13 protein-coding genes are annotated in these 16,076 nt (G+C 62.7%); 6 read left to right on the top strand and 7 right to left on the bottom strand.

Features of this window, described 5'->3' with window-relative positions; genetic code table 11:
• Positions 1–4 precede the first annotated feature (4 nt).
• The 7 genes from CWE01_RS29080 to CWE01_RS29110 form a co-directional block, all read right to left on the bottom strand.
• Positions 5–907 carry an alpha/beta hydrolase gene (locus CWE01_RS29080; protein WP_100944018.1) on the bottom strand — a complete coding sequence of 301 codons (903 nt, stop codon included), beginning with the start codon at positions 905–907 and terminating at the stop codon, positions 5–7.
• 145 nt (positions 908–1,052) lie between these two features.
• Positions 1,053–2,354, bottom strand: coding sequence for an OprD family porin (locus tag CWE01_RS29085; RefSeq protein ID WP_100944019.1), 1,302 nt, complete (start codon positions 2,352–2,354; stop codon positions 1,053–1,055).
• A gap of 306 nt (positions 2,355–2,660) precedes the next feature.
• Positions 2,661–3,353 (bottom strand): DsbA family protein, encoded by a 693-nt coding sequence (locus tag CWE01_RS29090; protein ID WP_100944020.1) that lies wholly within the window; start codon positions 3,351–3,353, stop codon positions 2,661–2,663.
• Positions 3,354–3,548: 195 nt separating this feature from the next.
• On the bottom strand, positions 3,549–3,749 hold the full coding sequence (locus CWE01_RS34010; protein WP_100944021.1) for a hypothetical protein: 201 nt from the start codon (positions 3,747–3,749) through the stop codon (positions 3,549–3,551).
• A gap of 247 nt (positions 3,750–3,996) precedes the next feature.
• Entirely contained in the window at positions 3,997–5,103 is a 1,107-nt protein-coding gene (gene aguA / locus CWE01_RS29100; protein WP_100944022.1) for an agmatine deiminase, read from the bottom strand.
• A gap of 5 nt (positions 5,104–5,108) precedes the next feature.
• Complete coding sequence (gene aguB / locus CWE01_RS29105) at positions 5,109–5,987, bottom strand: N-carbamoylputrescine amidase (RefSeq protein WP_100944023.1); 879 nt, start codon at positions 5,985–5,987, stop codon at positions 5,109–5,111.
• A 303-nt stretch (positions 5,988–6,290) separates the two neighbouring features.
• On the bottom strand, positions 6,291–9,203 hold the full coding sequence (locus CWE01_RS29110; RefSeq protein WP_100944024.1) for an aminotransferase: 2,913 nt from the start codon (positions 9,201–9,203) through the stop codon (positions 6,291–6,293).
• Positions 9,204–9,390: 187 nt separating this feature from the next.
• Between CWE01_RS29110 and rfbB the strand changes: the two genes are divergently transcribed.
• The 6 genes from rfbB to CWE01_RS29140 all read left to right on the top strand — a co-directional run bounded on the left by rfbB (position 9,391) and on the right by CWE01_RS29140 (position 16,060).
• Positions 9,391–10,473: a dTDP-glucose 4,6-dehydratase gene (gene rfbB, locus CWE01_RS29115; protein WP_100944025.1), complete on the top strand. Its 1,083-nt coding sequence runs from the start codon at positions 9,391–9,393 to the stop codon at positions 10,471–10,473.
• A complete protein-coding gene (gene rfbA, locus CWE01_RS29120) occupies positions 10,470–11,342 on the top strand; it encodes a glucose-1-phosphate thymidylyltransferase RfbA (protein ID WP_100944026.1) in 873 nt (290 codons plus the stop codon). Before rfbB ends, rfbA begins: the two co-directional genes overlap by 4 nt.
• Complete coding sequence (rfbC, locus tag CWE01_RS29125; protein ID WP_100944027.1) at positions 11,342–11,887, top strand: dTDP-4-dehydrorhamnose 3,5-epimerase; 546 nt, start codon at positions 11,342–11,344, stop codon at positions 11,885–11,887. Before rfbA ends, rfbC begins: the two co-directional genes overlap by 1 nt.
• Positions 11,884–12,768 (top strand): dTDP-4-dehydrorhamnose reductase, encoded by an 885-nt coding sequence (rfbD, locus tag CWE01_RS29130; RefSeq protein WP_100944028.1) that lies wholly within the window; start codon positions 11,884–11,886, stop codon positions 12,766–12,768. The genes rfbC and rfbD overlap by 4 nt, the downstream gene beginning before the upstream one ends.
• Before the next feature lie 92 nt (positions 12,769–12,860).
• Positions 12,861–14,675, top strand: a complete 1,815-nt coding sequence (locus CWE01_RS29135) for an ATP-binding protein (RefSeq protein ID WP_100944029.1) — start codon at positions 12,861–12,863, stop codon at positions 14,673–14,675.
• Complete coding sequence (locus CWE01_RS29140; protein WP_100944030.1) at positions 14,672–16,060, top strand: sigma-54 dependent transcriptional regulator; 1,389 nt, start codon at positions 14,672–14,674, stop codon at positions 16,058–16,060. The genes CWE01_RS29135 and CWE01_RS29140 overlap by 4 nt, the downstream gene beginning before the upstream one ends.
• The last annotated feature ends 16 nt before the right edge of the window (positions 16,061–16,076 follow it).

Here is a 16,076-nt window from a genome sequence, read left to right on the forward strand (position 1 = left end):
AAAGTCATCGCGCCACGGGCGACGCAAAACCTTCGAACGCCTGCCGCAAGGCCTTGGCATATTCGCGGCTGCCGAGGGTCATGCTGTTGATATGGTTACCGCCTTTTATCAGCAGCAATTGCTTGGGCTGCGCGGCCGCTTCATACAGGGCCTTGCTGAAACGCGAAGGGACATAGGGGTCGTCGGTGCCATGGACGATCAGCACCGGGATGTCGATCTGGTTGATCTTGTCGATGGAGTCGAATTTCTCCGAGAGAATCCAGCTGACCGGCAGCGAGGTCGGGATCGCCGCTCGCGCCGCATCGCCCAAGTCGGTAAAGGTCGACTCGATGATCAACCCCGTGGCTTTAGGCGCCGCCTTGTCGCCGGCCAGGCGCTCGGCAAGGTCCACCGCCACCGCACCACCCAGGGAATGGCCGTAGATATAGCGTTTGTGGACGTCGGGTTGCAGTTGCACCAGGCGCTTCCAGGCATTGTCCGCGTCCTGGTAGACGCTGCGCTCGGAAGGCAGGCTGCCGGGGCTGTCGCCGAAACCGCGATAGTCGATGGCCAGCACCGAGAAGCCCAGGTCGCGCAGTTGGGTGATCCGTCCGACCTGCGCCGTCAGGTTCCAACGGGTGCCGTGCAGGTAGAGGATCGCCGGCGCATTTGCCCCGCTCGACGGCCACCACCAGGCATGCAGGTAGTCGGAACCGGCCAGCCCGTCGCGGATGGGAATCCGCAGTTCCCTGACCCCCGCCGGTACGCCGCTGAACCAGCTCGCTGTGCCTGGCTGGATATTGAACAGCAGTTCGCGCTCTTTATAAGCCAGCCGCGAACAGCCATAGGGCAGGCCGACGGCGAGAAACACCGCCAGTAATCCCAGGGACAACCAGCGACGACGGGCGATAAAGGTTCTGACGGTCATGGCGCCCGGGTCTCGCTTGCAAGGGATGCAGTGGCTCACAAAGCCCACAGATTACTCGCAAGCGCGCGCACCAACAAAAACGCCCCGAACCAGTCGGGGCGTTTTTTTCAACCTGGGATCAGGCTGCTACAGCCACGTCGCTCGATCAGAACACGTTGATCGGGTAGTCGACGAACACACGGACTTCGTTACCGCCAACGTTGTAGTCGCGCGATTGTTCCGACACACGCAGGATCGAGCTACGCAGCTTCACGCTCAGGTCTTTGGCCGGGCCGCTCTGGACCACGTACTTGATCTGGTTGAAGAACTCACGCTCGTTGCCGCCAGTGAAGACAGTACCGGCGCTGTTGACGCTGGTGATGTTGTCGCCACGGACGTAAGCCACGTTGTAGGTCAGGCCAGGAACGCCAAGGGTGGCGAAGTCCAGACCGTAGCCCACCTGCCAGGAACGCTCGTCGGCAGCGTTGAAGTCAGACCAGTAGGAGTTCGCCAGGTTGATGGTGTTGCCGCCATCGCCAACGCGACCCTGATCCTTCTGGTAACCACCGTACGGGTAGCCCAGCAGGCTGGAGCCGGTGCTGCTCTGGTGTGCGATGGTGAAAGAGTGAGCACCCAGGGCGTAGGTGGCCGCCAGGCTCCAGATCTTGTTGTCACGACCTTGAGCACCTTGGTCCGCTGCATAGCCACGGTCCAGCTGGGTACGGTAGCCGTTGAAGTCCAGGGTCAGGGACTGGTCCGACGCGATCGGGAACACGTAGTTCAGGTTCACGTACTGCTTCTTCAGCACTTCATCGACGTCAGAGGCATACAGCGACGCCTTGAACTGGTCGGTGAACTGGTAAGTACCGCCCAGGATGTCGATGCCTTTCAGGCCACCGCTGTCACGACCTTCGGCGCTCTTGCGCGATTCAGCGGTGAAGTGACCGGCGTTCAGTTCCAGACCCTTGATCTCCTTGGAGGTGATCAGGGTACCGGTGTAGCTTTCCGACAACAGACGGGAGTTGTCGTAGTTCAGCAGCGGCAGGGCCGGCATCTGGTCACCGTAGGTCAGTACGGTGTTGGACAGACGGAATTTAACCGCGGCGCCGCCCTGAGCCAGGTCTTTGGCCGGGTTGCCGTTATTGTCTTGCTTGAAGAAGTCGATACCTTGCGCGCCGGTTTCGCCGCGGCCACCGTCCAGACGCACAGCGTACTGGCCGAAAGCATCGACACCCACACCTACGGTGCCTTGGGTGAAACCGGACTTGAAGGTAGCGATAGCCGCTTGGCCCCATTCGATCTTGTCATCGGCGCCGCTCTTGTAATCGCGGTTGATGTAGGCGTTACGCAGCAGGACATTCAGGTGGCTGTCGTCAACAAAACCCTTGGAGTCCGATTGATCACTGGCCATGGCCTGGGTAGCGCCGAGGATGCCCAATGCGAGCAGACCGATCCGTTTGTTCAACATGTTTTATTCCTTAATCTCTGGATGAAACGCCCTGCGGCTTCGAGCTGAAATGTTGTGTTGATGCTTCACGCAAAAACAAAAAGGCCCGCCTGCAATGGATGCAGCGGGCCTTTTATTATTTTAAGTGTATGGCGTATGGCCACAGGCGTAGGGCGAATCCTATCCGCGACACGAGTATTGTGTCAATTTCGTTAAACTCCATAAAATAGAAGGGATTAGCGAGTCAACCTCGAAAAAAGGCATATCCGCCACCGACTGTCATTTATCTCCAGGCGACATCGCCGTCCCCTCATAAACCCTCCCGTTTCAGGACGAACAGCCATCCAGACCACAGGACGGTCCGCTGGCGGCCGGGGTGGCGGGTGCCAGCGATTGGCTGAGCCAGGCAACGAACGCGTCGGGTTTGCCCAGGTAAGGGCCGATATCGATCAGGCTGAAGTGGCCATCCGTCTCCAGCGCCAGGGTCGGAAAACCCTGGCCGCCGACCCGGGACAACAAGGCGCGACTCTGCTTGAAATGCTCCGCCGCCACCGCTCCGCTGTTCCGTTCAAAAGCGGCCTTGAAGGCCTCCGCATCGAAGCCCAGTTCAACGGCCAGCGCCAGCAGCACGTCCACATCGGCCAGGCGCTGTCCCTCGACATAATGCGCGGTCTGCTGGCGGCCCAGCATCTCCAGTCCGCGCCCTTGCAGTTGTTCGGCCGCCAGGACCGCACGGGTCGGCGGCGTGGAATCGAAGATCGCCGTCGAATCCCGCAGCAACCCCTCGAAATAGGCCTGGCCAAACGGCTGGCCGGTGTACTCGGCAATCCGCCGGTCGTGGGGCATGACGTAATCACGCAGGTTCGAGGAGACGAACTGGCGGTTGTTACCGGCCATCATGCCGCCGCCATGCAGGACCACGGGCAACACCTGACTGGCGGCCTGGATCAGCGGTTTGGCGCCATAGCACCAGCCGCACAACGGATCGTAGATGTAGTGAAGGACGCTCGAGGCAGCCATGGAGATCTCCCGAAGGTATCAATGAGTTCGATACCTTCAGACTAGTCGCTGGCGACCCATCGAAAAACGCCGGAATGACTCCTGGTTTATTGCGTAAACCGGTCGAATCAGAAAACCCGGCGCCCCAGTAACACGCATAAAAAAACGCCGCTGCCCGAATCGCTCCGGCCAGCGGCGTTTTTGTGCAAAGTCCTTTTAACCCTGTAAAACCCCGAGCAAGGCCTCCAATTCAGCATCGCTGAACAAGCCTGCGGGGTAACGGTCGGTAATCATCCGACGAGGATCCTGAGCACGGGTGGTACGCGTTCCATTGCTTTTCAACCACTGAGCCAGGACTTGAAGCGACTCGCTCGTCACCGACAGAGGGTGCGAAACCCGCTCACTGGCTACGTTCATCTCAGCGCTCTCCTGGTTCATGAGCGGCTAACTTACTTAAGGTTTATGACAGAACGTCGCACTGTAGAAGACGCTTCGTCATATAAAGGAAGCCGATACAAGAGCTATGCCAAAGTGCCAGTTCAGCAGTCGGAAAACCAAAAAAAACCCGCAGTCCGTAAGGGCTGCGGGTTTGATAGGGGGGTCGCTTAGCAGTAATGTATAAATGCCATCATTTGTAGCATTGCATCTTTTGTTACAACTTCACTCAACCTTTGTGTGGCGCAGGTTGTTGTTGTGTAAGGCAATGGATATTTCCGCCCCCCAGTAACAACTCACGCCCTGGCACCATGACGACTTCGTGTTGGGGGAACAGGTTCTGCAGGATTTCCCTGGCCACGCTGTCCTGCGGGTCATCGAAGCTCGGCGCGATGATGCCGCCGTTGACGATCAGGAAGTTCACGTAGGAACCGGCCAGGCGCACCGAGGGATTGCGTTCCTGGCTGCCCGCCACCGCGTCCACCCCGGCACACTCTTCTTCCGTGGCATACAGCGGCCCCGGAATCGGCATTTTGTGCACTATAAAAGGGCGACCTTTGGCGTCACGGCTGCTTTCCAGCACGTTCATGGCCGCCTGGCAGCGTGGGTAGTTGGGGTTTTGCGGGTCGTCGGTCCAGGCCAGCAGCACCTCGCCCGGACGCACGTAGCAGCAGAAGTTATCCACATGGCCGTCGGTTTCGTCGTTGAACAGGCCGTCCGGCAGCCAGATCACCTTGTCCACCGCCAGGTGTTCGGCGAGCACCTGCTCGATGGCTTCGCGGGTCAGGTGCGGGTTGCGGTTGCGATTGAGCAGGCATTCCTCGGTGGTGATCACCGTGCCTTCGCCGTCGACATGGATCGAACCGCCTTCGAGCACGAAGCCTTCGGTCTGGTAACGCGGGCAGCGCTCGATTTCGAGGATCTTGCCGGCTACCTGTTCGTCGCGGTTCCACGGCGCATAGAGGCCGCCGTCGAAGCCGCCCCAGGCATTGAAGCCCCAGTTGACGCCGCGTACTTCACCCTGGTTGTTGATGACAAAGGTCGGACCGCTGTCACGGACCCAGGCGTCGTCGCTGGACATTTCCACCAGGCGGATATTCGGCACGTCGAGGCGCGCCCGGGCGTTTTCATACTGAGCGGCGGACACCGCCACCGTTACCGGTTCGAAACGCGCAATGGCCCGGGCCACGGCGGCGTGGGCCGCCTGCGCCGGCTTGCCGCCCAGGCGCCAGTTGTCCGGACGCTCGGGCCAGATCATCCAGGCTTGGGTTTGTGGCGCCCATTCGGCGGGCATATGAAAGCCGTCGGCGCGTGGTGTGCTGTTCAAAGTGGTCATGGCGATCAGGACTCCAGGGATCCGTCGAGGGTTTTCAGTGCGCCGTACAGGTTCGGTCGGCGGTCGCGGAACGAGCCCCAGGCACTGCGTGTGTGTTCCAGTTCATCAAGGTCGAAGCTGTGGACCAGGATGCCTTCTTCGGTTTCGTTGAGTTCCTCGACCTTTTCGCCAAATGGGTTGGCAATGAATGAGGAGCCGTAGAAGGTGATGTCGTAGCCGTCCTGTTCTTCGTTGCCGATGCGGTTGCTGGCGATCAGCGGCATCAGGTTGGCACCGGCGTGGCCTTGTTGCACGCGCTGCCAGTGGTCACGGGAAGAGATGCTCTTGTCGTGCGGTTCGCTGCCGATGGCGGTCGGGTAGAAGAGAATTTCCGCGCCTTGCAGGGCCATGCTGCGGGCGCACTCGGGGAACCACTGGTCCCAGCAGATGCCCACGCCGATCTTCGCGTAGCGGGTGTTCCACACCTTGAAACCGGTGTCGCCCGGGTTGAAGTAGTACTTCTCGTGATAGCCCGGGCCGTCCGGGATATGGCTTTTCCGATAAATCCCGAGGTTGCTGCCGTCGGCGTCGATGATTGCGATGCTGTTGAAACGCGCACGGCCGGCCAGTTCGAAGAAACTGATGGGCAGCACCACTTGCAGTTCCCTGGCGACTTTCTGGAAGTGCTTGATGGCGACGTTGTCTTCCACCGGGGTCGCCAGTTGCAGGTAGTCCGCGTTTGGCTTCTGGCAGAAGTACGGGGTTTCGAACAGTTCCTGGATCAGGATGATCTGCGCGCCCTTGGCGGCGGCTTCGCGCACCAGTTTTTCGGCGGTTTCGATATTGGCTTCGAGATCCCAGGAACAGGCCATCTGGGTGGCGGCAACGGTAACGATACGGCTCATGGATCATCTCCTGGGCGAATGCGGTGGGCGATTCTAGGCATCGACCGATGACAGGTTGAGAATAGCCGGGCGTGGTGGGCCCGGCCGGGACGATGGCGACTTTATAGCCGATAAAAATCGGCTTTTAAAGAGAAAAAATGAAAAATATATGCATAGGATGTTAATTTTGTCGATAAGAATCGAGATTTGTAGCGCCTGGGCGGACACCATCGCCAGCAAGCCGGCTCCTACAGTCCGGGGTTGAACGCTGGAGCTGCGTACACCCGAAAACTGTAGGAGCCAGCTTGCTGTCGACGATGCTGTTTACAATCCCTCGTCCAGCACCTTCGACAGCATGTCGACAAAGAAATCCACGCTGCGCCGGCTGGTGCACATCGGCGGTTTGATCTTGAGGATGTTGAGGTAGTCGCCGGTCGGTTGCATGAAGATCCCCAGTTCACGCAGGCGATCGCACAGCAGCGCGGTCTCTTCGGTGGCCGGCTCCAGGGTTTCGCGGTTGCGGATCAGTTCCGCGCCGAGGTAGAAACCGGAGCCGTGCACCGCGCCCACCAGCGGATAGCGGTCGATCAGCGCCTCCAGGCGCTCCTTGAAATAGCCGCCCAACACCTGGGCGTTTTCCCAGAGTTTTTCCTCGGCCATCACGTCGAGCACGGCAATCCCGATACGGCAACTGACCGGGCTGCCGCCGGAGGACGAGAAGAAATAGCCCTCGGCCTCCAGCGCCTCGGCAATCTCCCGGCGAGTGATCACCGCGCCCAGCGGCTGGCCGTTGCCCATGCCCTTGGCCATGGTGATGATGTCCGGCACCACGCCCTGCTCCTCGAAACCCCAGAAGAACTTGCCCATGCGCCCGTAGCCGACCTGCACCTCATCGGCGATGCACACGCCGCCCTGGGCCCGGACCAACGCATAGACCTGCTGCAAGTAACCCGGCGGCAACGAGATACCGCCGGCATTGCCATACACCGGCTCGCAGATAAACCCCGCCAGTTGGCGATTTTCTTCCGCCAGCCTGGCCAGGTTGTCTTCCACGCTGCGCACATAGTCCGACGCACTGGCGCTGCCGCGGAACGCCCCGCGATAGGTGTTGGGCGCGGTCACCGGATGCACCCAGTCCGGACGGCTGCTCAGGGCCTTGGGGTTGTCGGCGATGGAAGTGGACACCGCATCGGCCGCCACCGACCAGCCGTGATAGGCCTCCAGCACGCTGAGCATGTCGCGGCCGCCGCTGTAGGCCCAGGCCAGGCGGATCGCCAGGTCGTTGGCCTCGGTGCCGCTGTTGACCAGGAACACCCGGTCCATGGAGTCCGGTGCCAGGGCCAGCAGCCGCTCGGAGAACTCGGCCACGGCGGCGTAGTGAAAACGCGAGTTGGTATTGAGCAGCGACCACTGCCGCGCGGCCTCGGCGGCCATGCGTGGATGACCGTGCCCCAGTACCGCGACGTTATTGAGCATGTCGAGATAGGAGCGACCCTGCATATCGATCAGGTGGTTGCGCCAGCCGCGCTCGATACGCGGCGGGTCGACATAGTAGTGCTTTTGTGTGCGGGCGAAGCTGGCGGCACGACGGGCCAGCAGGTCTGCCGAGTCCAGTTCCGGCTCGGCATCGCAGGCCAGTCCCAGCAAGGTCGCCGGCGATGGGCACAGCGCCTGCCAGGCGGCGGCCCGCGATGGGGTGCAGAACAGCGGCGGCGTGAGATCGGCGTGGCGGCACAGTTGCACCCGCAAGGCGCCGTCGGCCTCGCCCAACACCTGCCCTTTGACCACGGCGGCACCTGGCCTGAGGGATGCTTTCACACCCCAGAGCCGGACACTCAGTTGCGCGCTGGCCAATAGCAGGGCGCCATCGGCCATAAGCCGCAGGGTCCCGGCGAACGGCGACTCCACGGTGGTCCCAGCCGGTACCTGCAAATCCACGTGCAAAGGAAAAGTGTCCGGCTCGCCGGCGCTGTCAGGCCGGGTGCGCGACAGGCGATATTGTCCGTAGCGGCTGGTCGCCAAGCCATGGGCCGCAGCCGCCTCGGCCAGCAAGCGTTCGTCGATGCCACTTTGTTCCCAGTTGCCCGCCTCGAAGTGCGGGCTGAGCACGCCCAGGTCAATCAAGGCAAACTCGCGGCCCACCAGCCCGGGCAGCAAGGGCGCGAAACCTTCGTCGGCAATCGGCGCCAGACGCTCTTCGACGGCCGTCAGTATCGCGGCCTCCATCAGTTCGAACGGCACCGAGGTCGCCACCTGGAAAATTTCCCACTCGTGGGCCAGGTTGTCGCGGCTGTAGGTATTGCCCGGGTCGATGCCGACCTGCTGTTCACCGCTGAGCACCAGCACCGCCGCCCGCGCCACGATCAACGGCCAGAGTGCGAGCAGTTCTTCGCGCTGCAACGGGTTGACCGCGTGATAGGCCTGGATCGCCGGCAGAATCACAAAAGGGTCGCCTTCGGCATGGTGCAGCAGCGCCGCGCAGGTCACCGACAGGTCGGCGATACGCCAGGTCCGGACCAGGTCGCCGAAGTCGATCACTCCCTGCAACTGCCAATGGCGCTGGGCATCGCGTCGCCAGACCACGTTGTCGTCGGTAATGTCGAGATGAATGGCCTGGACCGGCAGGGCCTCGACCAGCGGGTGAAGATGGCGCCGGGCCTGTGCGGCAGCGTCACGAACCCGTGTTTGCCGATCCGCATCCTCCAGCACCGGCAACAGGTGCTCGATCAGCGCAGTAGCATGCTGGGGGTCCCATTGCAGGGCCCGCGCCAGTCCCGGGTGCTGGAAGTCGGCCAGGGCCAGGTCCATTTCCCCGCAGAGTTGCCCCAGGCCCACCACCAGGTCACGGCCCAGGTGCTTGAGATGGGTCAGCGACTGGCCTTCGATGTACTCCAGCAACCGCACGTGCAAGGGCGTGCCGTCCAGCACCAGGGACAGCAGGTCCTGGCCGTTGAGCGCGGCAATCACCCGTGGCACCCGCAAGCCGGCGCGCCCGTCCAGGTGAGCCAGGCCGGCATGCTGGGCCTGCAATTCCAGCGCGGCGTAGTCGCCGTGGCAGATTTTCAGGACAAAACGACCTTTATCGCTGTCGACGCGGTAGTTGAGGTCCTGCTGGCTACCCAATGCCTGCAGCGTTCCAGAGAGGCCGTAGTGCTCCTCAAGCAGGTTCAGCGCCTGCTGCGCCGAGACATTCGGGCTGGGCAAACTGGCGCGGTGAATCAACGTGGTGAGCAACATGTAACAACTCCCTGAAGTTTTTATTGGCTGCCTATATCGCCATTGGTGCCGCCAAGACGCAAGTACGACACTCAAGTCAGCCGTGTGAAAACGGATACATCGCCCATGGCACTTGCACCGCCGAACGCCTGCCCACAAGCTATGCTCCATTCAGCTTGAGTCTGCTTAAGGAAGAAGGCACACCGATATGCGTATTCTAGTCACTGGCGGCGCCGGTTTTATTGGCTCGGCCCTGATCCGGCACCTGATCCGCCACACCGGGCACGAAGTCCTTAACCTGGATAAACTCACCTACGCCGGCAACCTGGAATCACTGAGCAGCATCGCCACGGACAGCCGCTATGAGTTCGTCCAGGCCGATATCGTCGACCAGGCCACCGTCAGCGCCGTGCTGGCACGCTTCGAGCCCCATGCAATCATGCATCTGGCGGCGGAATCCCATGTGGACCGCTCCATTGACGGCCCCTCGGATTTTATCCAGACCAATATCGTCGGCACCTACAGCCTGCTGGAAGCCGCACGCGGCTACTGGTCGAAACTGCCAGAGCCTGAAAAAAGCGCGTTCCGTTTCCACCATATTTCCACCGACGAAGTGTATGGCGACCTGCACGGCGTCGATGACCTGTTCACCGAAACCACCCCGTACGCCCCCAGTTCGCCGTACTCCGCGAGCAAGGCCGCGTCCGACCACCTGGTCCGCGCCTGGCACCGCACCTACGGTCTGCCGGTGCTGTTGACCAACTGCTCGAACAACTACGGCCCGTTCCACTTCCCGGAAAAGCTGATCCCACTGGTGATCCTAAATGCCCTGGCCGGCAAGCCGCTGCCGGTGTACGGCGACGGTCTGCAAGTGCGCGACTGGCTGTATGTCGAAGACCACGCCCGCGCCCTGTTCAAGGTGGTGACCGACGGCGTGGTGGGCGAGACCTACAACATCGGCGGCCATAACGAGCAGAAGAATATCGATGTGGTGCGCGGCATCTGCGGCCTGCTGGAAGAGCTGGCGCCAGCGCGTCCGGCCGGTGTGGAAAAATTCACCGACCTGATCACCTTCGTCAAGGATCGCCCGGGCCACGACCTGCGCTACGCCATCGACGCCGGCAAGATCGAACGCGAGCTGGGCTGGACCCCGGAGGAAACCTTCGAAAGCGGTCTGCGCAAGACCGTGCAATGGTATCTGGAGAACCTGGAATGGTGCCGTCGCGTCCAGGATGGTAGCTATCAAGGAGAGCGCCTGGGCGCGCTCGACCATAAGGAACTCTTGGCATGATGAAAGGCATAGTCCTCGCGGGTGGCTCGGGCACCCGGCTGCACCCGATTACCCTCGGCGTTTCCAAGCAACTGCTGCCGATCTACGACAAACCGATGATCTACTACCCGATCTCGGTGCTGATGCTGGCCGGCATCCGCGAAATCCTGGTGATCTCCACGCCCCAGGACCTGCCGCAATACCGCAACCTGCTGGGTGACGGCAGCCAGTTCGGCGTCCACTTCAGCTACGCCGAGCAGCCGTCCCCGGATGGCCTGGCCCAGGCGTTCCTGATTGGCGAGGAGTTTATCGGCGAGGATCCGGTGTGCCTGATCCTGGGCGACAACATCTTCCACGGCCAGCATTTCGGCGAACAGTTGAAACACGCCGCGCAACGGCCGAGCGGTGCGACGGTCTTCGGCTACTGGGTCAAGGACCCGGAACGCTTCGGTGTGATCGATTTCGACAGCGAAGGTCGTGCGCTCTCCATCGAGGAAAAGCCGGCCAAGCCAAAATCCAGCTACGCGGTGACCGGCCTGTATTTCTACGACAACTCGGTCATCAAGGTGGCCAAGGCGGTCAAGCCTTCGCCTCGCGGCGAGCTGGAAATCACCGACGTCAACAACGCCTACCTCAAGCGCGGCGACCTGCATGTCGAACGCTTCGGGCGCGGTTTTGCCTGGCTCGATACCGGCACCCACGACAGCCTGCTGGAAGCCTCGCAGTACGTGCAGACCATCGAACACCGCCAGGGCCTGAAAGTCGCCTGCCTGGAAGAGATCGCCTACCAGAACGGCTGGATCGACCGCGAGCACCTGCTGGAACGGGCCAAATACTTCGGCAAGACCGGTTATGGGCAATACCTGTATACCGTCGCGGGAGAGCGTTGATGAAAGCAACGCCGACCCGCCTTCCGGGGGTGCTGATCCTCGAACCCAAGGTATTTGGCGACGAGCGCGGTTTTTTCTATGAAAGCTTCAATGCCAGGGCCTTCCAGGCAGCGACCGGGCTCGACGTGGCATTCGTCCAGGACAACCACTCGCGCTCGCAGCAAGGGGTCTTGCGCGGCCTGCATTACCAGCTGGAAAACACCCAGGGCAAGCTGGTCCGGGTGATTGCCGGTGAAGTGCTGGATGTGGCCGTGGACATTCGCCGCAGCTCCCCCCACTTTGGTCAATGGGAAGCCGTGCACCTGTCCGCCGAAAACAACCGCCAACTGTGGATACCCGAGGGTTTCGCCCACGGCTTCGTGGTGCTCAGCGAGTCCGCCGAGTTCCTCTACAAGACCACCGACTACTACACTCCCAGCGCCGAACGCTGCATTCGCTGGGACGATCCGACCCTGGCCATCGACTGGGAGTTCGACGGTGTTCCCCAGCTGTCGGCCAAGGACCTGAACGGTAAAACCCTGCACGAGGCCGACCTGTTCGAATGAGTACTCCAGCCCTGAAAATCCTTATCAGCGGCCAGCACGGCCAAGTCTCCCGTGCGCTGCAACAGCGGCTCGCCGACCTGGGCGAGTTGATTGTCCTGGGGCGCGACCAGCTCGACCTGGCGCACCCGGAACAGATTCGTCAACAGGTCCGCGCCCGGCGCCCCGACCTGATCATCAACGCGGCGGCCTACACCGCCGTCGACCAGGCCGAAAGCGAACCCGACCTGGCGTTCGCCATCAACGCCACGGCGCCGGGTATCTTCGCCCAGGAAGCCGCCGACCTGGGCGTGCCGCTGATCCACTACTCCACCGACTATGTGTTCGACGGCAGCAAGGAAGAACCCTACAGCGAAGACGACCCGACCCACCCGTTGAGCGTCTACGGCGACAGCAAGCTGACCGGCGAGCGGGCCATTGCCGCGGCCCATGGCCAGCACCTGATCCTGCGCACCAGTTGGGTCTACTCCAATCACGGGCGCAATTTCCTGCTGACCATGCAACGGCTGCTGCAGGAAAAACCGGAGCTGCGCATCGTCGCCGACCAGGTCGGTGCGCCGACCTGGGCCGGCACCATCGCCAACAGCACCCGTGCCCTGATCGAACGCTGGCAGGCTGGCCATGCCGGGGCCTGGGGCACCTATCACCTGACCGCCAGTGGCGAAACCTCCTGGTTCGGGTTTGCCCTGGCCATCGGTGAGCAACTGCTGGCGCTGAACAAGCCCTGCGCCTTGCTCGAAGCCATTCCCTCCAGCGCCTACCCGACGCCGGCCCGCCGGCCGTTGAACTCGCGCCTGGATTGCAGCCGCCTGTTGCGCGAATGGCACGTTGCCCAGCCCGACTGGCATACCGCATTACGCGAGTGTCTTGCGGAACAGGGCTAGGGCACGCCATAAATAAATGACGGTCGCGCCGTCATTTATTGATTGCGTGCCCTACCTCATAATGCGTCGGACTTCATCGGCGCATTCTCTTCATGATCACGAGCCCCACCCTTCCCCGCAGACCCCGTTGGCGCAGCCTCGCCCTGCTGTTCCTGTGCCTGGCGCCGCTGTTGTGGCCGCTGGAGCACCTGGCCGAGCGTTACTACCGCAACGAACTGGTCAGCCAGAATCGCCAGACCCTCGACCTCTATGTCGCCAACCTGCTGGGCACCCTGCACCGTTATGAGGTCCTGCCACAGATCCTCGGCGACCTGCCGGCCCTGCGTGACGCCCTGGCAGAGCCGGAGCAAAGCCTGCGCCTGACCAATGCCAACAGCCTGTTGGAGAGTATCTGCGCCCAGACCGGCGCTGAAGTGATGTACCTGATGGACACCAATGGCAAGACCCTGGCGGCCTCCAACTGGGACAAGCACGACAGCTTCGTCAATCGCAACTTCGCCTTCCGTCCCTACTTCACCGAAGCCATGGCCGGGCGCCTGGGGCGTTTCTTCGGCCTCGGCACCACTTCGGGCAAGCGCGGCTACTTCTTTGCGGCGGCCGTGCATGAAGGGCAGAAGATCATCGGCGTGCTGGTGGTCAAGGTCGACCTGGACCGCACCGAAAGCCTCTGGGGCAGGACCCCGGAACAGTTGATGATGACCGACCACAACGGCGTGGTCATTCTCACCTCGCACTCCGAATGGCGCTTCCGCTCGACCCGCGTGCTCAGCGAACAGGAGCGCGACGCGATCACCGCCGTGCAACCTTACCCGACCCGCAATCCCCAGCCCTTGAACATCAACCCCGATGCCTGGCTGACCCAGACCCGGCAGATCGAGGAAACCGGCTGGAACGTGAGCATCCTGGCGCCACGGACATTGGTCGACCGCCCGGTGCGCACCGTCGTCGCGGTCGGCGGCGCGGCCCTGCTGGTGCTGATGCTGCTGCTCGGCCTGATGATGCAGCGGCGCCGCCATTACCTGGAGCGGATCGCCTTCGAGGCCAAGGCCCGGCGCGAGCTGGAAATGCGCGTGGCCGAACGGACCAGCGACCTGGAGGGCCTCAACCGGCGCCTCAAACAGGAAGTGCTGGAACGCGAACACGCCCAGCAGGAACTGGTGCGCGCCCAGGATGACCTGGTCCAGGCCGGCAAGCTTTCGGCCCTGGGCACCATGTCGGCGAGCATCAGCCACGAGCTCAACCAGCCGCTGGCGGCGATCCGCAGCTACGCGGAAAACGCCGAAGTGCTGCTCGACCATCAACGCACCGACGACGCCCGCGGCAACCTCAAGCTGATCAGCGAACTGACCGGGCGCATGGCCTCGATCATCGCCCACCTGCGCGCCTTCGCCCGCCGCGACCGGCATGCCCCGGAAAGCGTGGCCCTGCAGCCGGCGCTGGACGACGCCCTGGCCTTGCTGGCCAAGCGCCGACGGGCCATGGAAGTCGAACTGATCCGCGACCTGCCGGCGGCGGCCCTGTGGGTCCAGGCCGGCGAAACCCGTCTGCGCCAGGTGCTCGGCAATCTGCTGGCGAACGCCCTCGACGCCCTCACCGAGAAAGGCCCGCCGCGCAAGCTCTGGTTGAGTGCACAATCTTCCGAACAGGGCGTCAGCCTGACGATTCGCGACAACGGCCCGGGCTTCTGCCTGGAGGCCCTGGACCGCGCTGGCGAGCCCTTCTACACCACCAAGACGCGGACCCAAGGCCTGGGCCTGGGCCTGGCCATCTGCGATTCGCTGATGCGCGCTTTCGGTGGCGAATTGCTGTTTGCCAACCACCGCGACGGCGGCGCCCTGATCACCCTGCGGATGCGCGCTGGCGCACCCGGGGTCAGCTTGCAACCACCCGAGGACTCGAGTGTATGAAAATCGACCACCAGATCCAGGTGGTACTGATCGACGACGATCCCCACTTGCGCCAGGCCCTGAGCCAGACCCTGGACCTGGCCGGCCTGAAGATCCTGCCGCTGGCCGAAGCCCAGGGCCTCGCCGCGCAGATCGAACGCGACTGGCCGGGCGTGATCGTCAGCGACATCCGCATGCCGGGCATGGATGGACTGGAGCTGCTCAAGGAACTGCATGACCAGGACCCGGAGCTGCCGGTGCTACTGATCACCGGTCACGGCGATGTGCCCCTGGCCGTAGAGGCCATGCGTGCCGGGGCCTACGACTTCCTCGAGAAGCCCTTCGCCAGCGACGCCCTGCTCGACAGTGTGCGCCGGGCCCTGGCCTGGCGCCGCCTGGTGCTGGACAACCGCAGCCTGCGCCTGGCCTTGAGCGACCGCCAGGAACTCAGTGCGCGACTGGTCGGGCATTCACCGCTGATGCTGCGCCTGCGCGAACAGATCGGCGCCCTGGCCGCGACCCGCGCCGATGTGTTGATCCTCGGTGAGACCGGCGCCGGCAAGGAAGTCGTGGCCCGGGCGCTGCACGACCTGTCGAACCGCCGTAACGGTCCCTTTGTCGCGATCAACGCCGGGGCCCTGGCCGAATCGGTGGTGGAAAGCGAACTGTTCGGCCATGAACCGGGGGCCTTTACCGGGGCGCAGAAACGCCGCATCGGCAAGTTCGAGTTCGCCAATGGCGGCACCCTGTTCCTCGATGAAATCGAAAGCATGAGCCTGGACGTACAGGTCAAGCTGCTGCGGCTGTTGCAGGAGCGGGTGGTCGAACGCCTCGGCGGCAACCAGCAGATCCCCCTGGATATCCGCGTGATCGCCGCGACCAAGGAAGACCTGCGCCAGGCAGCCGACCAGGGGCGTTTCCGCGCCGACTTGTATTACCGCCTGAACGTCGCGCCGCTGCGGATTCCGCCCTTGCGCGAGCGCGGTGAAGACGCCCTGATGCTGTTCCAGCACTTCGCCGACGAAGCCAGCACGCGCCACGGCCTGCCGCCCCATCCCCTGCAACCGGCGCAGCGCGGCCTGTTGTTGCGACATACCTGGCCAGGCAATGTCCGCGAACTGCAAAATGCCGCGGAGCGCTTCGCCCTCGGCCTGGAACTGGCCCTGGACAATACGCCGGAGAGTCTCGATGCGAACATTGCCGGGCACCCGGGCAGCAACTTGAGCGAGCAGGTGGAGCACTTCGAGAAATCCCTGATCGCCGCTGAACTGGCGCGCTCCCACGGCTCGCTGCGCAGCCTGGCGGAAGCCCTGGGTATTCCGCGCAAGACCCTGCACGACAAGCTGCGCAAACACGGTTTGAGCTTCGACAGCGTCGGCAGCGCCGCCAGCGACGAACTCGAATGAATCACCGCCAAGAGGT

The organism is Pseudomonas sp. QS1027 (genome assembly GCF_002814235.1).
Lineage (GTDB): Bacteria > Pseudomonadota > Gammaproteobacteria > Pseudomonadales > Pseudomonadaceae > Aquipseudomonas.

Excerpts from the sequence above, each read along its gene's own strand:
- CWE01_RS29080 (WP_100944018.1), bottom strand. The coding sequence starts at position 907 with ATGACCGTCAGAACCTTTATCGCCCGTCGTCGCTGGTTGTCCCTGGGA.
- CWE01_RS29085 (WP_100944019.1), bottom strand. The coding sequence starts at position 2,354 with ATGTTGAACAAACGGATCGGTCTGCTCGCATTGGGCATCCTCGGCGCT.
- CWE01_RS29090 (WP_100944020.1), bottom strand. The coding sequence starts at position 3,353 with ATGGCTGCCTCGAGCGTCCTTCACTACATCTACGATCCGTTGTGCGGC.
- CWE01_RS34010 (WP_100944021.1), bottom strand. The coding sequence starts at position 3,749 with ATGAACGTAGCCAGTGAGCGGGTTTCGCACCCTCTGTCGGTGACGAGC.
- aguA (WP_100944022.1), bottom strand. The coding sequence starts at position 5,103 with ATGACCACTTTGAACAGCACACCACGCGCCGACGGCTTTCATATGCCC.
- aguB (WP_100944023.1), bottom strand. The coding sequence starts at position 5,987 with ATGAGCCGTATCGTTACCGTTGCCGCCACCCAGATGGCCTGTTCCTGG.
- CWE01_RS29110 (WP_100944024.1), bottom strand. The coding sequence starts at position 9,203 with ATGTTGCTCACCACGTTGATTCACCGCGCCAGTTTGCCCAGCCCGAAT.
- rfbB (WP_100944025.1), top strand. The coding sequence starts at position 9,391 with ATGCGTATTCTAGTCACTGGCGGCGCCGGTTTTATTGGCTCGGCCCTG.
- rfbA (WP_100944026.1), top strand. The coding sequence starts at position 10,470 with ATGATGAAAGGCATAGTCCTCGCGGGTGGCTCGGGCACCCGGCTGCAC.
- rfbC (WP_100944027.1), top strand. The coding sequence starts at position 11,342 with ATGAAAGCAACGCCGACCCGCCTTCCGGGGGTGCTGATCCTCGAACCC.
- rfbD (WP_100944028.1), top strand. The coding sequence starts at position 11,884 with ATGAGTACTCCAGCCCTGAAAATCCTTATCAGCGGCCAGCACGGCCAA.
- CWE01_RS29135 (WP_100944029.1), top strand. The coding sequence starts at position 12,861 with ATGATCACGAGCCCCACCCTTCCCCGCAGACCCCGTTGGCGCAGCCTC.
- CWE01_RS29140 (WP_100944030.1), top strand. The coding sequence starts at position 14,672 with ATGAAAATCGACCACCAGATCCAGGTGGTACTGATCGACGACGATCCC.